General features: G+C 63.2%; 18 protein-coding genes. 10 read left to right on the forward strand and 8 right to left on the reverse strand.

Annotated features, from left to right (window positions below):
* Positions 1 to 289 precede the first annotated feature (289 nt).
* Entirely contained in the window at positions 290 to 547 is a 258-nt protein-coding gene (locus E3T37_RS05865; protein WP_134365879.1) for an SHOCT domain-containing protein, read from the reverse strand.
* Positions 548 to 873: 326 nt separating this feature from the next.
* On the opposite strand from E3T37_RS05865, the gene E3T37_RS05870 reads away from it, so the two are divergent.
* The 3 genes from E3T37_RS05870 to E3T37_RS05880 are packed head-to-tail and all read left to right on the forward strand — an operon-like array spanning position 874 to position 3,073.
* Positions 874 to 1,146 (forward strand): SHOCT domain-containing protein, encoded by a 273-nt coding sequence (locus E3T37_RS05870; protein ID WP_134365880.1) that lies wholly within the window; start codon positions 874 to 876, stop codon positions 1,144 to 1,146.
* A complete protein-coding gene (locus E3T37_RS05875; RefSeq protein WP_134365881.1) occupies positions 1,143 to 2,594 on the forward strand; it encodes a multicopper oxidase family protein in 1,452 nt (483 codons plus the stop codon). The genes E3T37_RS05870 and E3T37_RS05875 overlap by 4 nt, the downstream gene beginning before the upstream one ends.
* A gap of 59 nt (positions 2,595 to 2,653) precedes the next feature.
* Positions 2,654 to 3,073, forward strand: a complete 420-nt coding sequence (locus tag E3T37_RS05880; RefSeq protein ID WP_134365882.1) for a DUF302 domain-containing protein — start codon at positions 2,654 to 2,656, stop codon at positions 3,071 to 3,073.
* Here the strand turns inward: E3T37_RS05880 and E3T37_RS17805 are convergent.
* On the reverse strand, positions 3,070 to 3,360 hold the full coding sequence (locus tag E3T37_RS17805; RefSeq protein ID WP_134365883.1) for a multicopper oxidase domain-containing protein: 291 nt from the start codon (positions 3,358 to 3,360) through the stop codon (positions 3,070 to 3,072). The two genes, E3T37_RS05880 and E3T37_RS17805, sit on opposite strands and share 4 nt — an antisense overlap.
* A 495-nt stretch (positions 3,361 to 3,855) precedes the next feature.
* Between E3T37_RS17805 and E3T37_RS05890 the strand changes: the two genes are divergently transcribed.
* From E3T37_RS05890 to E3T37_RS05910, 5 genes are all read left to right on the forward strand, one after another.
* Positions 3,856 to 4,230: a hypothetical protein gene (locus tag E3T37_RS05890; protein ID WP_134365884.1), complete on the forward strand. Its 375-nt coding sequence runs from the start codon at positions 3,856 to 3,858 to the stop codon at positions 4,228 to 4,230.
* 18 nt (positions 4,231 to 4,248) lie between these two features.
* Positions 4,249 to 4,845 (forward strand): sulfocyanin-like copper-binding protein, encoded by a 597-nt coding sequence (locus E3T37_RS05895; RefSeq protein WP_134365885.1) that lies wholly within the window; start codon positions 4,249 to 4,251, stop codon positions 4,843 to 4,845.
* 67 nt (positions 4,846 to 4,912) lie between these two features.
* A complete protein-coding gene (locus E3T37_RS05900; protein WP_166787131.1) occupies positions 4,913 to 5,182 on the forward strand; it encodes an SHOCT domain-containing protein in 270 nt (89 codons plus the stop codon).
* Positions 5,183 to 5,297: 115 nt separating this feature from the next.
* On the forward strand, positions 5,298 to 5,990 hold the full coding sequence (locus tag E3T37_RS05905) for a response regulator transcription factor (protein WP_134365886.1): 693 nt from the start codon (positions 5,298 to 5,300) through the stop codon (positions 5,988 to 5,990).
* Positions 5,987 to 7,105, forward strand: coding sequence for a cell wall metabolism sensor histidine kinase WalK (locus tag E3T37_RS05910; RefSeq protein WP_134365887.1), 1,119 nt, complete (start codon positions 5,987 to 5,989; stop codon positions 7,103 to 7,105). The genes E3T37_RS05905 and E3T37_RS05910 overlap by 4 nt, the downstream gene beginning before the upstream one ends.
* On the opposite strand, the gene E3T37_RS05915 is transcribed toward E3T37_RS05910, so the two are convergent.
* Positions 7,097 to 9,484, reverse strand: a complete 2,388-nt coding sequence (locus tag E3T37_RS05915; RefSeq protein WP_134365896.1) for a cation-translocating P-type ATPase — start codon at positions 9,482 to 9,484, stop codon at positions 7,097 to 7,099. The genes E3T37_RS05910 and E3T37_RS05915 overlap by 9 nt on opposite strands.
* 212 nt (positions 9,485 to 9,696) lie before the next feature.
* On the opposite strand from E3T37_RS05915, the gene E3T37_RS05920 reads away from it, so the two are divergent.
* Both E3T37_RS05920 and E3T37_RS05925 read left to right on the forward strand, forming a co-directional pair.
* Positions 9,697 to 10,017, forward strand: coding sequence for a hypothetical protein (locus E3T37_RS05920; RefSeq protein ID WP_134365888.1), 321 nt, complete (start codon positions 9,697 to 9,699; stop codon positions 10,015 to 10,017).
* A gap of 2 nt (positions 10,018 to 10,019) precedes the next feature.
* Positions 10,020 to 10,238, forward strand: coding sequence for a hypothetical protein (locus E3T37_RS05925; RefSeq protein ID WP_134365889.1), 219 nt, complete (start codon positions 10,020 to 10,022; stop codon positions 10,236 to 10,238).
* A gap of 245 nt (positions 10,239 to 10,483) precedes the next feature.
* Here E3T37_RS05925 and E3T37_RS05930 read toward each other — a convergent pair whose 3' ends face one another.
* The 5 genes from E3T37_RS05930 to E3T37_RS05950 form a co-directional block, all read right to left on the reverse strand.
* A complete protein-coding gene (locus E3T37_RS05930) occupies positions 10,484 to 11,419 on the reverse strand; it encodes a M56 family metallopeptidase (RefSeq protein ID WP_160141130.1) in 936 nt (311 codons plus the stop codon).
* 29 nt (positions 11,420 to 11,448) lie between these two features.
* Positions 11,449 to 11,829 (reverse strand): BlaI/MecI/CopY family transcriptional regulator, encoded by a 381-nt coding sequence (locus E3T37_RS05935; RefSeq protein ID WP_134365891.1) that lies wholly within the window; start codon positions 11,827 to 11,829, stop codon positions 11,449 to 11,451.
* Between the two features lie 100 nt (positions 11,830 to 11,929).
* On the reverse strand, positions 11,930 to 12,562 hold the full coding sequence (locus E3T37_RS05940; RefSeq protein ID WP_134365892.1) for a DUF3105 domain-containing protein: 633 nt from the start codon (positions 12,560 to 12,562) through the stop codon (positions 11,930 to 11,932).
* 14 nt (positions 12,563 to 12,576) lie between these two features.
* Entirely contained in the window at positions 12,577 to 12,879 is a 303-nt protein-coding gene (locus E3T37_RS05945; protein WP_134365893.1) for a glutaredoxin family protein, read from the reverse strand.
* A gap of 34 nt (positions 12,880 to 12,913) precedes the next feature.
* On the reverse strand, positions 12,914 to 13,534 hold the full coding sequence (locus E3T37_RS05950; RefSeq protein ID WP_134365894.1) for a redoxin domain-containing protein: 621 nt from the start codon (positions 13,532 to 13,534) through the stop codon (positions 12,914 to 12,916).
* Positions 13,535 to 14,431 lie beyond the last annotated feature (897 nt).

Consider the following 14,431-nt stretch of genomic DNA (forward strand, 5'->3'; position numbering starts at 1 on the left):
AACATCACCGCCGCCGGCTCGAACGCCCGGAATCGCTTGTTCACGCCCGCGCCAGCTTCGACCCCGTCATCCACGACCAAGTCAACGTGCTCAAGTTCCCCCAGACCCCACGGCCAAGGACGGGAAATCCGGCGGCGTTTTAAACTTTGCCGTTACTGACCCACGCCCCTAGACGCGATTCAAGCAAGTCTCGTCTCACGGGCACCCGCAACAGGTTTTTAAGCGCCATTGCCTCGAGACTTCAGAACTGCGGCGAATCGGCGCCGAATCTGCGTCCGTATCCGTCCCATTATCGGTTCTCGCCGAGGACTTGGGCCTGTTCACGGTACTGCTCGGCCGTCAGTTCACCCTTGGCGTATCGCTCATCGAGAATCTGACGAGCCCGGCTCCGACGAGGGTCCGGTCCAGTTGCACCCGGGTCGCCGCCTCGATTGCCGCCTCGGCTGAACACTCGCACGGCAACCACGATCAGCAACACGATTCCGATCACCAGGAGCAGCCCAAACAGCCACGACCAGCCCATATTCCCGCCGTATCCCCACATCATGGCCCACTCCTCTTTTCTTGCAGGTGTGTTACGCCTGTCACGCGTGATGATACCTCGAGAGGTATCAAATACCCTGAGACCAGTTGGAGTTGGGATCCGATGGTGACCGGCGTTGACGCCGTCGTGGGCACGATACCGATCAACGCGTTCAACCCGCCCACTCCGGAGTAGCTGTAGCCGGAGCCGGAGCCCTCGACCCGGAACTGGCCGGGAGTATCATCCGAAAAGAAGAGCAATATACCCAACGGGGTATTTCCAAAATAGCGTGGAAGCAGGGCGACGGGCACACCGGGCCATCGCGCAGCGAATGTTGAAGGAGTCACAGGATGATGTGGGGAAACGGGTTCAACATGCAGGGCTGGGGCGGAATATTGGGACTGTCGGTGGCCGCTGGAGTTGTGCTTCTCGTGATCTGGGCCGTACGGTCCTTCGGCAGTAGATCACGCCGGGACGCCTCGGCTGAAGACGCGGGGATCTTGCCTGCTCGGCCTGCGAAGAGCGTTGCCCGACAGGCCCTCGATGAGCGCTACGCCAATGGCGAGGTGCCCACCGAGCAATATCAGGAACGGTTGAGCGTGCTCGGTGAGAGCAAGCCGTGAAGCCCCTTTCCAGGCGAAACGTGCTCGTGCTGGGCGGCTTGGGCGTTGCAGGGACCGTTGTCGGCGGGACTGGCTTACTCTGGGATTGGAATTCCGGGTCGAGTCCCGTCGCAGGGCCGAAGTTTGTGGAACCGCAACTGCTCCGAAGCGCCAACGGTCGATTGCAGGTGCAACTCGAAGCGGCTGAGGGCCAGGTGCGGATCGCCGGCAGGCAGGCGAGGGCGCTTTCCTACAACGGTGGTCTTCCCGGGCCGACCCTGTTCCTCCGCCCGGGTGATCGGCTGAGCCTGAGCCTTCGAAATGGCTTGAGCGTTGCCACCAATTTGCATGTTCATGGCCTGCATGTCTCCCCGGAGGGTAATAGCGACAATGTTTTCGTTGCTGTTGAGGCGGGCACTGGTTTCGAGTACGAGTACCTGCTGCCGGAGAATCACCCGCCGGGCGTTTTCTGGTATCACCCCCATCACCACGGGATGGTAGCTGACCAGGTCTTTGGCGGCCTGTACGGGGCGATCGTCGTCGAGGACCCTAACCCCATCCCGGTCAGCCGGGAACGAATCCTGGTCATCTCAGACGTCAGCCTTGACGGGTCAGGGAGGGTTCAGACGGTTTCCCCGATGGATCGAATGGCTGGCAGGGAAGGCAACTTGGTCCTGGTCAACGGTCAGCTCACCCCGCGCCTGAATGTCCGACCGTTGGAACGCGAACGGTGGAGAATCATCAACGCCTGCGTTTCCCGATACCTTCGGCTGCGTTTGGACGGACAACACCTGCAACTGCTCGGGATGGACTCCGGGCGCTTCGCGAGTCCGCAGGATGTTGAGGAGATCGTCCTCACGCCAGGCAATCGGGCCGATCTCCTTGTTACTACAACGGCCGGGGCATCGATTCTGCGTACGCTTCCCGTGGACAGGGGCGCCGCTTCGGGCATGATGGGCGGCACCCAGGTCGCGTCCTCGGGCGCGGACCTGCTCACCCTGAACGTCACCGGAGCGCAAGCTGCCGCCCCTGCCCCAGTGCCCGAGCAGACCGCGCCCCGCGATCTTCGAACCGCCACGGTCACAGCGAGACGAGAACTGACCCTTGCCATGGGAATGGGTGGTGGAGGCATGGGCTCGGGCATGATGAGCTTCACAATCAACGGAAACCCCTTTGATCCATCGAGGGTAGATGTGAAGGTGCGGGGCGGTTCCGTCGAGGAATGGACGCTCACCAACACCAGTCCGATGGATCATCCGTTCCACCTGCACGTCTGGCCGATGCAGCTCATCGAACAAGCAGGCCGCCCCGTGAAAGGTGTCATCTGGCAGGACGTAGTCAACGTGCCCGCGAACGGTAGCGCCAGAGTGCGCATCTCCTTTGACGATTTCGCCGGTACCACGGTGTACCACTGCCACATCCTCGACCACGAAGACCAAGGAATGATGGGCATCATCGAAGCGACCTAAACCCGTCGCGAACACACTGTTTTATAGCGCAATCAAAGAAACAATCATTGGAGAACCCCATGAGTTACGCACATACCGTCACAGTCGCCCTGCCTTACGAAGAAGCGGTGCAGCGAACTCGAGAATTGCTGACCGAACAGGGCTTCGGCGTCCTCTCGGAAATCAATGTCCGATCCACGTTCGAAGCCAAATTGGGGGTCGAAAGCGCTCAGACTCTCGGCGACTACGTCATTCTCGGCGTCTGCAATCCGGTGCTGGCTCAACGCGCCCTCACCGCTGAACCGGACATGGGCTTACTGCTGCCCTGTAATGTTGTCGTTCGGCGTGGCCCAGATGCCACGGTGACCGTGGTCCAGGCAATCGACCCGCAGACCATGGTGCAGCTCAGCGATTCCTCGGCGATTCAAGAGGTTGCCACCGATGCCGATACTCGCCTTCGCTCAGCCCTGAAAACCCTCCAGGCCGAAGCGCGGAGCTAGAGTCTGGCTCGGCCGGTCCAGCGACGCAGATCGGCTAGACGCATGGTTCGACCAGCAGGTCGCCGACAGCGGGTGAGCCACTGCCCAGGATTGTCCGCCTGGAACTCGAATGTCACTGATTCCTTTGGACAGACGATGACTGTGTCGTCTTCTTGCACCGGTCCCGGCGAGCTGGAACGTGTGCCCGTGTGGATGCATGGGTGCCACATTTTGGTTTCATAGACGACCTTAACTTGGACGCGCTCGTTGACTGCGATGTCGAAGGAACCCGCGAGCGGGTTCTTCATGTCAAAGCGTCGCGGGCGCCCATTGGTCGCGTCCAATTAGTTCTCTTCCGCGAGCGTTGAACCACTCCGCATTGCGCGCAATGGCACGTTGGGGACAGTGCAGCTTGGGAGAAGACTTTTTTCAAGGAGCGTGGGCGTCACCCTTGCGAACCAGGTGGTGCTGTTTTCGGTTGCAGCTCGGCCGGCGCGTTTCATCAAACCTTCACACTCCCAGGGGCCGAAGCTTCATGCGCGGTCTGCATGCTGGTGTGTAGACACCAACTAGGTGGCTAAACGCGAAAGGGGCTGGGAAAGATGAAGTTCAATCGGAAGAGCATGACCTTGGGGCTGGCGGGACTCGGACTTGCAGGAGCGCTTGTATCTGGCGGCGTTGTCGCCGCGCAGGCGGCTACCGGCTCAGGGCCGACTCCACAGCCTGTATCGACGTCCTCGTCACCCGTTGGCCACCACACGTTCGGCCATATGGCCGGGATGGCTTCCGGCCAGAATTCGCCCATGACCGCCGTCGCGAGTTACCTCGGCCTGAGCCAGACCGAGCTGCAGGACCAGATGCAGTCGGGCAAGTCCCTCGCGGACGCCGCCCAGGCTCAGGGCAAATCAGTATCTGGGCTTGAAGACGCCATGGTCGCGGCGTTCAAGACTAATCTCGACGCCGCCAACACGCTGACACCTGATCAGAGGGCGGCCGCCGTTGCAGAGATGAAGAGCCGCATCGACACGATGGTGAACACGGCCCACAGCCCGGGCGAGGGAATGGGCGCGGCATTTGGTGCAGGTATGGGTATGCACACGGGCACGGGCACGGGCACGGGCACGGGCACGGGCACGGGCACGCGTACGGGCTCAGGAATGGAAACGACCAGACGTTAGACGTTGGAGGAGTACATCATGCGAAAGAAAACTTTAATTGCAACGGCGATCACCGGCGGCCTCCTGGCAGCGGTTGGTCTGACCGGGCTGTCGGTGGGAGCAGTCAGTGCGCTCAACGGTGGGCAAGCCGCCTCCTGGCTCGGCTCTGGATCTTCATGCCCGGCCCCGCGGCCGTCTGGCACCGTCGTGAACGTGGCCCTGTCGAATATGGGAGGCGCCAGGATGGGCAACGGCAACGGCATGATGTCCGGTGGTGGCAATGGGTGGATGCCCGGTGGAGCGATGCGCCTGAGCCTTGATCATGCGAACATCAGTCACGGGACTGTGTCTTTTCTGGCCACGAATGATGGCAGCATCAGCCACGAGCTGGTCGTTCTGCCCCTGCCTGATTCTCAGGCCGTCGGCACCCGACCCCTGTCTGGTAACGGCAATGTAGACGAGGCCGGTAGTCTCGGCGAGGCGTCCTCGACCTGCGGTTCTGGCGCCGGCGAGGGAATCGCTCCCGGGGCCTCCAGCTGGGCCACGTTGAAGCTGGCGCCGGGACTATACGAAGTCGTCTGCAACCTCCCCGGACACTATTCGGCCGGAATGTACAGCGAGCTGACGGTCTCCTAAATAAGAGGCCCGGGATCCGGGCGATCACAATCAACAACAACGCGAAAAACGAAGGAGCACAAAGAAAATGATGTGGGGAAACGGATACAACATGGCGTGGGGGTGGCCAGTCGGGCTCCTCATGATGGTCGCGATCGTCTTGCTGATCGTCTTGGCCGTGCGAACTTTTGCGGGCGGTACCGATCGCGCAGGTCGACGCGGAAACACTTCGGTCGTCTCAGGGAAAAGCGAGCGGAGTCCAGCGCGTCAAATCCTTGATGATCGCTTCGCGAAGGGCGAATTGGACGCCACGGAATACCGGGAACGGTTGAAAGTAATCGACGAAAAGGCCCGATAAAAGTTCTCTCTCAACGAGTTCCTTGAGCTCGGGTCCGCCTCGGCGGCTAGGCGGTCCCTAAGCCGCCGGGCCTTCGCCCAGTCGTTGCGACCATAATCAGGGTGAGGGGTGAACCATGCAGAAGGTCCTGGTCGTTGACGATGAGCCGCAAATCCGGACGGTCCTACGCGGCTATCTGGAGGCGGAGGGTTACGACGTGGCAGAGGCCGCGGACGGCGATGAGGCGCTAACGGCCCTCCTTGACGACCCTCCGGCCCTGGTACTCCTGGACGTCATGCTTCCGGGCATGGACGGGCTCGAGGTCCTCCGCCAGCTGCGCAGCTTCAGCGACGCGTACGTCATCCTGGTCACGGCCAGGGCCGAGGAGGTCGACAAGCTTGTCGGACTCGGTGTGGGGGCGGATGACTATGTGACCAAGCCGTTCAGCCCGCGTGAAGTCACAGCCCGGGTGAAGGCCATGCTGCGCCGAGACAGGCGGCGCGACCGGACCGACGCAGATGCCCCTCTCCGCTTCGACGGGTTGTCCGTCAACCCCGATCACCGCGAGGTCGAGGTGAATGGGGCTTCCATCGCGCTGTCCAGCCTGGAATTCGACCTCCTCGCGGCACTTGCCGCCGAGCCCGGGCGAGTGTTCTCCCGAGCGCAACTGCTCGAGAAAGTCTGGGGCTATGACTTCTACGGTGACGAACGCGTCGTCGATGTCCATATCCGCAGTGTGCGCGCCCGACTCGGCGACGACGCCGGCGATCCGCACCTGATCGCCACCGTTCGGGGTGTGGGCTACAAATTCGTGGGCCGGCCCCTATGAAGATGCGACTGTCCTGGCGGTTGTTCATCTCCTACGCCGCGGTTGCCGTGGTCGGCGGTGTAGTCGCCTACCTGACGATCTCGTTGCTCGCCCCGCGCCTGTTCGAAGACCGGCTGGGGATGGCGATGAACAGTGAGGGCAACGGGATGTCCATGGGGACCATGGATGCGACGAGCGTGCGGTCAGCATTCGTCTCCGCGCTCACGACCTCGCTCCTCGTCGGGGTGCTGGCCAGTGTCGCCGCCGCCGGTTTCGTGGCCGCGGCCGTCACCGGGCGACTGCTGCGCCCCCTCAACGCGGTGCGGGCCGCCACGAAAATGATCGCCGCCGGAAAATACGGAGGCAGAGTCCCCGTCCCGTCCGAGCCGGAACTAGCTGCCCTAGCCACCGACGTCAACACCCTCGCCGAGGCCCTGGCCGACACGGAGTCCCGGCGCACCCGGCTGCTGGGAGAGGTCGCGCATGAGATGCGCACCCCGCTGACCGTCCTGGACGGCTATGTGGAGGGGTTGATCGATGGCGTGTTCAGCGCGAGCCCCGACACCTTCGCCTCCCTCAGCGAGGAACTGCGCCGGCTGCACCGCCTCTCCGACGACCTCTCCAGCCTGTCGCGCGCCCAGGAGCAGCGCCTTGACCTGCATCCGACCAATGAGGACCTGGCCGACCTCGCTCACCGCGCCGCTGCGCGCCTCCTGCCTCAATTTGACGATTCGGACATCACGCTGAACGTCGACGCCGACACCGCCCTGCCCGTCCAGGTCGACCCCGACCGGATCACCCAGGTTCTGACCAACCTGCTCGGCAACGCCCTGCACGCAACTCCCGCCGGCGGGGCCGTCACGATCACCGCACGCGCCGTCGGCAGCCGGGGTGAAGTCAGTGTCACCGACACCGGTGTGGGCCTGGCCCCAGACGATACGGAGCGTGTGTTCGAGCGGTTCTACCGTGTGCCTGGCCAGGGCCGCCGATCAGCAGGATCGGGAATTGGACTCACGATCGCTCGAGAAATCGCCCGCGGGCACGGCGGGGACATCACAGCCGCGTCTGCCGGACGAGGGCAGGGTGCCACGTTCGTGGTTACTGTTCCCCTGCGTGCCACCGACCAGTCAGGCTGAAACTGAAGCGTCGACACCGCGTCCGCCTTCGATTGCGGGGGCCGTTGCGCTCTCAGGCTGTCCGGGGAGTCGAAGTCGCTTGAGGAACAGTGCGTTGACTGCGACGATGACGCTGGAGCCGGACATAGAGATGGCGGCGATTTCGGGACTGAGCCGGATGCCGAACGTCGTGAAGAAAACGCCGGCAGCGATGGGGAGCGCGATCGCGTTGTAGCCGACCGCCCAGCCGAGGTTCTGCCGCATCTTGCGTACGGTGGCTTTGCCGATGCGCAGGGCGATGGGGACGTCGAGGGGGTCGGACCGCATCAGGACCACGTCCGCCGTATCGATGGCGACATCCGTTCCCGCCCCGATGGCGATGCCCAGGTCCGCCTGGGCCAAGGCCGGAGCGTCGTTGACGCCGTCGCCGACCATCGCAACTCGCTTGCCGGAGGCCTGCAGCTCTTTGATTTTCGCGGCTTTGTCTTCCGGGAGCACCTCGGCGATCACAACATCGATGTGGAGCAAGGATGCGATTCGCTGCGCGGTCGCCTCATTGTCGCCTGTGAGCATGACGACCTCAATGTTCGCGTCGTGCAGAGCGACGACGGCGGCTTCCGCGGTTTCCCGGACGGCGTCAGCCAGGGCGATGACCCCAACGGTCTTTCCGTCAACGGCGACGAGGACCGCCGTCCGTCCGGTCGCGGCCAGCGTCTGACGCTGCGTGGACACCGGATCGATATCGATGCCCTGAGCAACCATGAGTTTGCGGTTGCCGACAAACACCTGGCGCCGTGTGACCGTGGCGCCGGCACCATGTCCCGGCACGTTGCGGAACGCCGATGCTTCCAGCGCTGTCGCGCCGCGCGCAACGGCGTAACGGACGACGGCTGCGGCGAGTGGATGCTCGGACTCCCGTTCCACGGCAGCGACAAGGGCCAGCAACTCTTTCTCATCCATCCCAACAGCTATGAAGTCCGTCACTTCGGGTTCGCCCTTGGTCAGTGTCCCCGTCTTGTCCAGGACGACTGTGTCGATGCGAGCCGAGGTCTCCAACGCGGTCGCGGTCTTGAAGAGGACTCCGCGTTTGGCGCCCAGGCCGGTGCCGACCATGATGGCGGTCGGTGTCGCCAGGCCGAGCGCATCCGGGCAGGTGATGACGACGACGGTGATCGCGAAGAGGATCGCGGTAGGAAGGCTCGCGCCGGCCAGGAGCCAGGCGCCGAGGGTGGCGCTGCCGCCGATGAGGGCTACGAGCACGAGCCAGAAGGCTGCGCGGTCGGCGAGGCGTTGTCCGGGTGCCTTGGAGTTCTGCGCTTCCTGGACCAGGGCCACGATCTGAGCGATCGCGGTATCGGCGCCGACTTTGGTCGCGCGCACGCGAAGGGTTCCGGTGGTGTTGACTGTGGCGCCGATCACGGTCGATCCGACGCTCTTTGCGACGGGAAGGCTCTCCCCGGTGACCATGGATTCGTCAATGTCAGACTCACCGTCTTCCACAACGGCGTCAGTTGGAACTTTGGCTCCGGGCCGCACCAGAAGCAGGTCGCCGGGGACAACCTCCGCCGTCGGGACCTCAACCGGTTCTCCGTCCCGGATGACCAATACCAGGGACGGGGCCAACTCGAGAAGCGTGCGAATGGCATCGTTTGCGCCGCCCCTGGCCCGCATTTCGAACCAGTGTCCCAAGAGGACGAAGCTGGTTAGAACGGTTGCAGCCTCGTAGAAGACATCCCCGCCACCGGTGAGGGTGACGAACAGGCTATAGAGCCAGCCCGCTCCAACACCGACGGCCACCAGCACCATCATGTCGAGGGTGCGAGCCCGCAGAGCCCGGACGGCCCCATCGAAAAAGATCCAAGCCGAATAGAAAACGACTGGCAGGGACAGTATCAACGCGAACACGTCATCGCGCAGCCCGAACGGGGTGGGAACCGTGAAACCGAAAACTTCCCGGCCGATCGGCGACCACAGAGTGATCGGAACCGACAGGATGGCCGCCACCAGAAGCCGGTTGCGCATGTCCCGGATCATGCCAGCCATGGACATGTCGCCGTGGGCACCACCATGTCCCATGGTCTCCTGCATGGTTCGAGCCGGTTGCCCGGGTTTCATTTCATGTGTGGCGTGGTCGGTGACGGATTCCGCCATCGGGTCGCAGATGTGATCGGGCACGGAGCGTCCAGCGCAGTGGTAACCGCATTCCCGGATCCATCCCGCCAGGTCAGCGACGGAGGTCTGTCCGGGATCGAAGGTCACGTTGGCCGTCTGCGCCACTGGATTCGCTTCAACAGTCACCACGCCGGGCCGGCGGGCGAGCACTGACTCAACGATCGCTTGCGAGGAGGCCCACTGCACCCCCCGCACTTCCACGACGGTAGTTTCAAATTTCTCGCTCATGTGACGATCCCATTCCTTAAATCGGCTCCACAAGAACGGCTTTCCAACCCGTGGAACACTCCCCACCATATACCCACGGGGGGTATACGCATACGTGATCATCGGTTTTCATCGGCAGTTTGCATCGACTTTCCTGTGCGTTGCCGTTGACTGCGATCATGGCTCAGCTCATCTACTATCATGGATAGTATTTAACAACAAAGGAGGCGCTCATGCGCTCACGAATTTGGATTTACTCTCTTACCGCCGGTGCCCTGCTTGCGGCAGGTGCCGTCGCTCCGGCCTATGCCGCCGAGAGCATTGCCACGGACAGTAGCCTGTCGGTAACGATTCCCCAGGCGGCGGGTGACGGCCGCGATGCGACGGTTGCCGCGCACGTGCACACGATGCCAGACATGCCAGACATGCCAGACATGCCAGACATGGTGGCTGCGACGAACGGCATGGCCAACATGCATGAAGCGATGATGACTCATCATCACCCGATGAGGCCTGCTACGCCCGGTCGCGAACACGGAAAGGCTGAGGAGTAGCGGTGGGCGCGGCACTGTATGGTCTCGCCCTGCTCGCCTGCCCGGTCGGCATGGGGTTGATGATGTGGTTCATGTTGCGTGGGAAGAAGGCACCTGACGCGCTGACGGCCATGGCACCGGCCGACAAAGAGGAGTTGACCAACCTCCGCACGGAGGTGGACCGGTTGCGGGCGAGCCGGAGCGGTGCCTCGGCACAGCCCGGAGACGCGGGCGTCCGGTGAGCGAAACCGTCCTCCCTGCGGTAGTTTTGACGGCCTCACTGACTTTCACCTACCTCTTCTGCATCCGTCCTATGCGTAAGGGGAGTTCTGTCCACGGCGGGGCCGCTCAAATCCTGCACGACGCCGGCCCGAGCGCCGAGGACGTGGCCGAGCTGGCGCGTTTGCGCCAGGAAGTAGCGACGTTGCGAGGATAGCGCACACAGAAACCCCCATCCGTAACGGATGGGGGTTTCTGTGTTCGCAGGCTACATCGTCAGGGCTTGTCCGCTTACCGGGCAGGGTGGCATTGGCGTCGCCGCGGATGCCGGTGCAATGGCGACGAACACGGGCACTGAAAGGAGTATCCCCAGGGCCAGGGCTGCCAGGGTTGTCCGTCCGGCCCCGAGGGGCCGGACGGGTGAAATGAGCCTTCGGACTCGGCTGAGGGCTGACTCTCCGCCCGCGCCCAGAGCCGTCACGGGAGTCATTCCATGCTCGGCCAGGCGCACCAGTGCCGTTGCTACCGTGGTGCGATCGCTCTGACGGGCGGCATTGTCATCGGCGAGCATCTCAACGAGCCGGCCCAGCTCCGTGCGGGCGGTGCGGAATGCCGCGATACGTGGGAACGCCCGCTGTAGGGAGTCGGCCGCTGCCAGGATCAGGTCGTGGCGACCTCGTAGGTGCGCGCGCTCGTGGGCCAGGACCGCCAGGAGCTGACTATGATCCAAGGCGGACAAGGCCGCACTGGTTAGAACGATTTGGCGGCCGCGGCCGGGTAAGCAGTATGCGGCGGCGGCCGGGTGCTCGACGACGAGCGCGTCGTAGCGGAGGTGGGGTCGCGCGATCAGGGCCAGGGCGTCCAGTTGCGCCTTCCTGTTGCGGGCCGCGAGCGTTCTATCAGCGACGACGCAGTAGGCGACTCGGGCGAGGATGACCAGCGCTGCGGCGGCCCCGGTGGCGCTGACAACGGCACCGCCAGGAGTGGAGTATTGCGCAACGATGGTCATGGCGCAGGTGCGGATCAACTGGCCGAGGTCCGTGGTCCAGGGAATTGCCGGCACCGCCAGGCTCAGGCCGGCGAGCAGCGCCGCCGAAACAAGGGAGACGCTCAGCGCCTGCCATGCGGCGATGCCGATTCGTGGAGACCGCTCGAGCCATGAAGCCCGGCTCAGCAGTGCTGGCCCGAGCAAGGCAAGGGCCACGGCAAAGACTGTCAAAACAGCTGGCGCTGTCATGGAGCTATGCTTTTTCGACCTTGAAGGTGGTCATCCAGCGCATTGCGAAGGCTGGCGACTTCCTCAGGCGGGATGTGTTCGAGGAAATGCAAAAGCGTCACCGCCGTGTCCGCTCCTCCGGCAAGAACCTCACCCATGAACGCAGCGGTGTGTTGCTCGCGAGTCTGTGCCGCTTTGTAGAGGTAGGCCCGGCCGTCCTTCTCCCGGGTCAGCATGCCTTTGCGGCGGAGGTTGTCCATCACTGTCATCACCGTTGTGTAGGCCAGAGTGCGTTCGTGCTGTAGATCTTCCAACACCTCGCGGACGGCGACCGGGTGCCCCCAGGACCAGATACGGTCCATGACCAACTGCTCCAGCGTGCCGAGTGGTCGCACCATCTGTGGCTCCCTTCTGCACATTGGTTGAGTCGACGTCCCCAGTCAACTATCTTTCATAGTAATGCACGTCCCGATGCGCGTCCCGCGGGGGCGGTGTTGATTAGCCTTGGACGCCGCCGGAGCAGGGTGCCCCGGGTTCGGGCGTCTGGGGGCCCTGCAGGTAGGCCTGCAGGAACACCGGCAGGCGGGAGTCATCCACACTGTCCAGTTGGAGTTGTTTTCCCCAGGCGCTTACGATCACCGGGGCGGGGAGGTCGGGATACGGGCTCAACAGTTCGTACGGGTTCGATGCCGCATCTGCGGTCAGGGTGTCAATCTGATCTTGCGGCAGATCGGAACGGTAGGTGATCCAGACCGCGCCATGCTCGAGCGAGTGCACGGCCCGCCAGGTGTCAACTGGCTGCGTGTATACGCCGCAGTTAGTCAGCTCGGCAGAGTGATCTCCGCCGACAGGGGGAAGCGTCGGAAAGGCAACCTCGTTGTTCACGTGGTTTCGGCTGAGTCCGTCGAAGCTCTGCACGCCGCTGATGGGCTTGTCTGCTGCTGCGGTGACCGCATCCTTGCTTTGCTGATTGACGACGAAGACGGAGGCGACTATTGCCGCGACGACGATAGCGACGACGGCGCCGGAGCCATAGATCCAGAAACTCCGACGCCGCTCGCTCCGCTTCATCTCTGCTCGTGCAGCCGCAACGATCGTCTGCCGGTCTGCACTGTTTTTTTTGCTCGCCATTCGGCCGCTTCTTTCTACTCTTGTTGTCTGTTGTGATGAGCGACCGTGCCGGAGCGTGATTCGGCGGCCGTGGGGTGTTGCGACAGATGCCGGGCCAGCTTTTTCTCCGAAAGGCGCCCGTAGCTGAACATGACCCCGTCGATGAGGACGCCCGGCGCAAAAGCTACGCCGTGGCGAACCGCGAGGCCCCGCCCCTCGTCGGTACCCAGCCCGATTTCCAGAACCTCAAACGGGTGGTCACGGGCCAGTCGGGAGAGCACCAGCTTTGCTTGATCACAGGAGGGGCAGGAGGCCTGGGTCAGGATCGTGATTATCATCACGAGTTCGCCCGGGCTGATGTCAGCTGCGCGATTATCTGATCGATGGGCACATACATCGTGTAGTTCGGCGGCCCGCCGTAGTCGGCCCTCCACTGAATTTTCCCCGTGGCCCAACCAGGATGAAGCTATGTCCATTGCGAGAATCGCCCATCATGCCGTATTTGTTGGTCTGATAGGTCACGGAGACATCCAGCTGGGTGTCGGCCAGTGCAACAGCGGTCAGCTTGTCGTCGGCCATCTTCTGGGCAATCAGTTCCACTGGCCCGCTGGTGATGGTGAGGACTTGGTCAATACCGGCGGACTTTAGTTGAGCCTGTGCGGACTCCAGATCCCGGATCTGGTCCCAGCACGGCTGGCATCCGATGCCTTCGTGGAAAAAGAGCATCACTGATTTGCCGCGGTAGTCACTCAGATTAACGGTTCCGCCGGCCGTGGAAGGCAGTGAGAAGGCGGGCGCTTCGACTCCCGGGCCAGGTGCCCCGACCGTGTAACTGACGGGAGCGGCGTCCTCTTTCCTCGTGGGATTCGTGGTCTGCGTGAGGAGGGAGACGAGGATGGTCGCTGCCACCGCGACCGCCACGACGATCACGATCGCTCGGCGCACGAAGGTGCGTGTGGCGGGTGGTTGCGGGCGCTGCTTGTTCGCTGCCATTAGTCTGACTCCTCTGCATGAGTGCGGCTGGACCTCTCGGTCGATCTGGTCGACGCGAGGGCTTCAGGTGAAGCCTCCAACGTTGGCTGGTCTGTAGAGCAGGAGGCGCAAGAATCCGCCTCGACGGCATCTGTTGTTGGTGAGCTCGAGCTCGTGCGGCTACGCACGGCCTTCCAGAGTAGGAGGCCCAGGGCGGCGAACACGGCAACGGTCGAGACCCACCCGGGCACGAAGGAGAGGTACTCTTGAATGACGGCGGCCCAGTGCCCCAGTGCAGCCGCAAGCCCAACCTGCCACCCATCGGGTGCCATGCCGGGTCCCTGCACGGCCAAGACGATGGTGATCACACCCATTGTGATCATCAGCGCACCCGAGAGCAGAGTTCCCAAGGGCAACCTCCACCGGGTTCCGGGCCCAATCGGGACGGTCGTGGAAGAGAGCAGGCGGTTAGCTCCCCAGTCTTTCCGGTCCCAGACCAGCGCCAAAGCACACAAGGGAGCCACCATCCCGAATACGTAAGCCACGCCCACGGCAGTAGCAGCAGGGAAGGACGAGGCGGCCCCGGAGAGCGCCGCCACGCCAGCCAAAACCGGTGCACAGCACGCGCTGGCGGCCCCAGAGAAGACACCGAGACCGTATACAGAACCGATACCGGTTCCGCCGCCTCGGCCAGACGGCATGGGCAGCATCATTTTCCAACCCGCAAGCGTGGCGATTCCCAGGCCCACCATCGCGACGCCGACTGCACTAAAAATCCCGAAGTGATACTGGAACAAAACGCGGCTGAGGACGGCAGCACCTAGATGAGTGAGTCCTAATCGATTGTCGGTAGCGGTACACGTCTAGTCAGATCGGACTGGCCCGGCGTGGACGCTGTTAATCGAAGGCGGAGGGTGT

The organism is Cryobacterium sp. TMT2-10, assembly GCF_004403075.1.
Taxonomy (GTDB): domain Bacteria; phylum Actinomycetota; class Actinomycetes; order Actinomycetales; family Microbacteriaceae; genus Cryobacterium; species Cryobacterium shii.

Bases quoted from the DNA above. Each gene is read 5' to 3' on its own strand.
- E3T37_RS05905 (WP_134365886.1), top strand. From the start codon at position 5,298: ATGCAGAAGGTCCTGGTCGTTGACGATGAGCCGCAAATCCGGACGGTC.
- E3T37_RS05935 (WP_134365891.1), bottom strand. From the start codon at position 11,829: ATGGTGCGACCACTCGGCACGCTGGAGCAGTTGGTCATGGACCGTATC.
- E3T37_RS05910 (WP_134365887.1), top strand. From the start codon at position 5,987: ATGAAGATGCGACTGTCCTGGCGGTTGTTCATCTCCTACGCCGCGGTT.
- E3T37_RS05945 (WP_134365893.1), bottom strand. From the start codon at position 12,879: ATGATAATCACGATCCTGACCCAGGCCTCCTGCCCCTCCTGTGATCAA.
- E3T37_RS05880 (WP_134365882.1), top strand. From the start codon at position 2,654: ATGAGTTACGCACATACCGTCACAGTCGCCCTGCCTTACGAAGAAGCG.
- E3T37_RS05950 (WP_134365894.1), bottom strand. From the start codon at position 13,534: ATGGCAGCGAACAAGCAGCGCCCGCAACCACCCGCCACACGCACCTTC.
- E3T37_RS05900 (WP_166787131.1), top strand. From the start codon at position 4,913: ATGATGTGGGGAAACGGATACAACATGGCGTGGGGGTGGCCAGTCGGG.
- E3T37_RS05915 (WP_134365896.1), bottom strand. From the start codon at position 9,484: ATGAGCGAGAAATTTGAAACTACCGTCGTGGAAGTGCGGGGGGTGCAG.
- E3T37_RS17805 (WP_134365883.1), bottom strand. From the start codon at position 3,360: ATGAAGAACCCGCTCGCGGGTTCCTTCGACATCGCAGTCAACGAGCGC.
- E3T37_RS05920 (WP_134365888.1), top strand. From the start codon at position 9,697: ATGCGCTCACGAATTTGGATTTACTCTCTTACCGCCGGTGCCCTGCTT.
- E3T37_RS05890 (WP_134365884.1), top strand. From the start codon at position 3,856: ATGACCGCCGTCGCGAGTTACCTCGGCCTGAGCCAGACCGAGCTGCAG.
- E3T37_RS05895 (WP_134365885.1), top strand. From the start codon at position 4,249: ATGCGAAAGAAAACTTTAATTGCAACGGCGATCACCGGCGGCCTCCTG.
- E3T37_RS05870 (WP_134365880.1), top strand. From the start codon at position 874: ATGATGTGGGGAAACGGGTTCAACATGCAGGGCTGGGGCGGAATATTG.
- E3T37_RS05865 (WP_134365879.1), bottom strand. From the start codon at position 547: ATGATGTGGGGATACGGCGGGAATATGGGCTGGTCGTGGCTGTTTGGG.
- E3T37_RS05940 (WP_134365892.1), bottom strand. From the start codon at position 12,562: ATGGCGAGCAAAAAAAACAGTGCAGACCGGCAGACGATCGTTGCGGCT.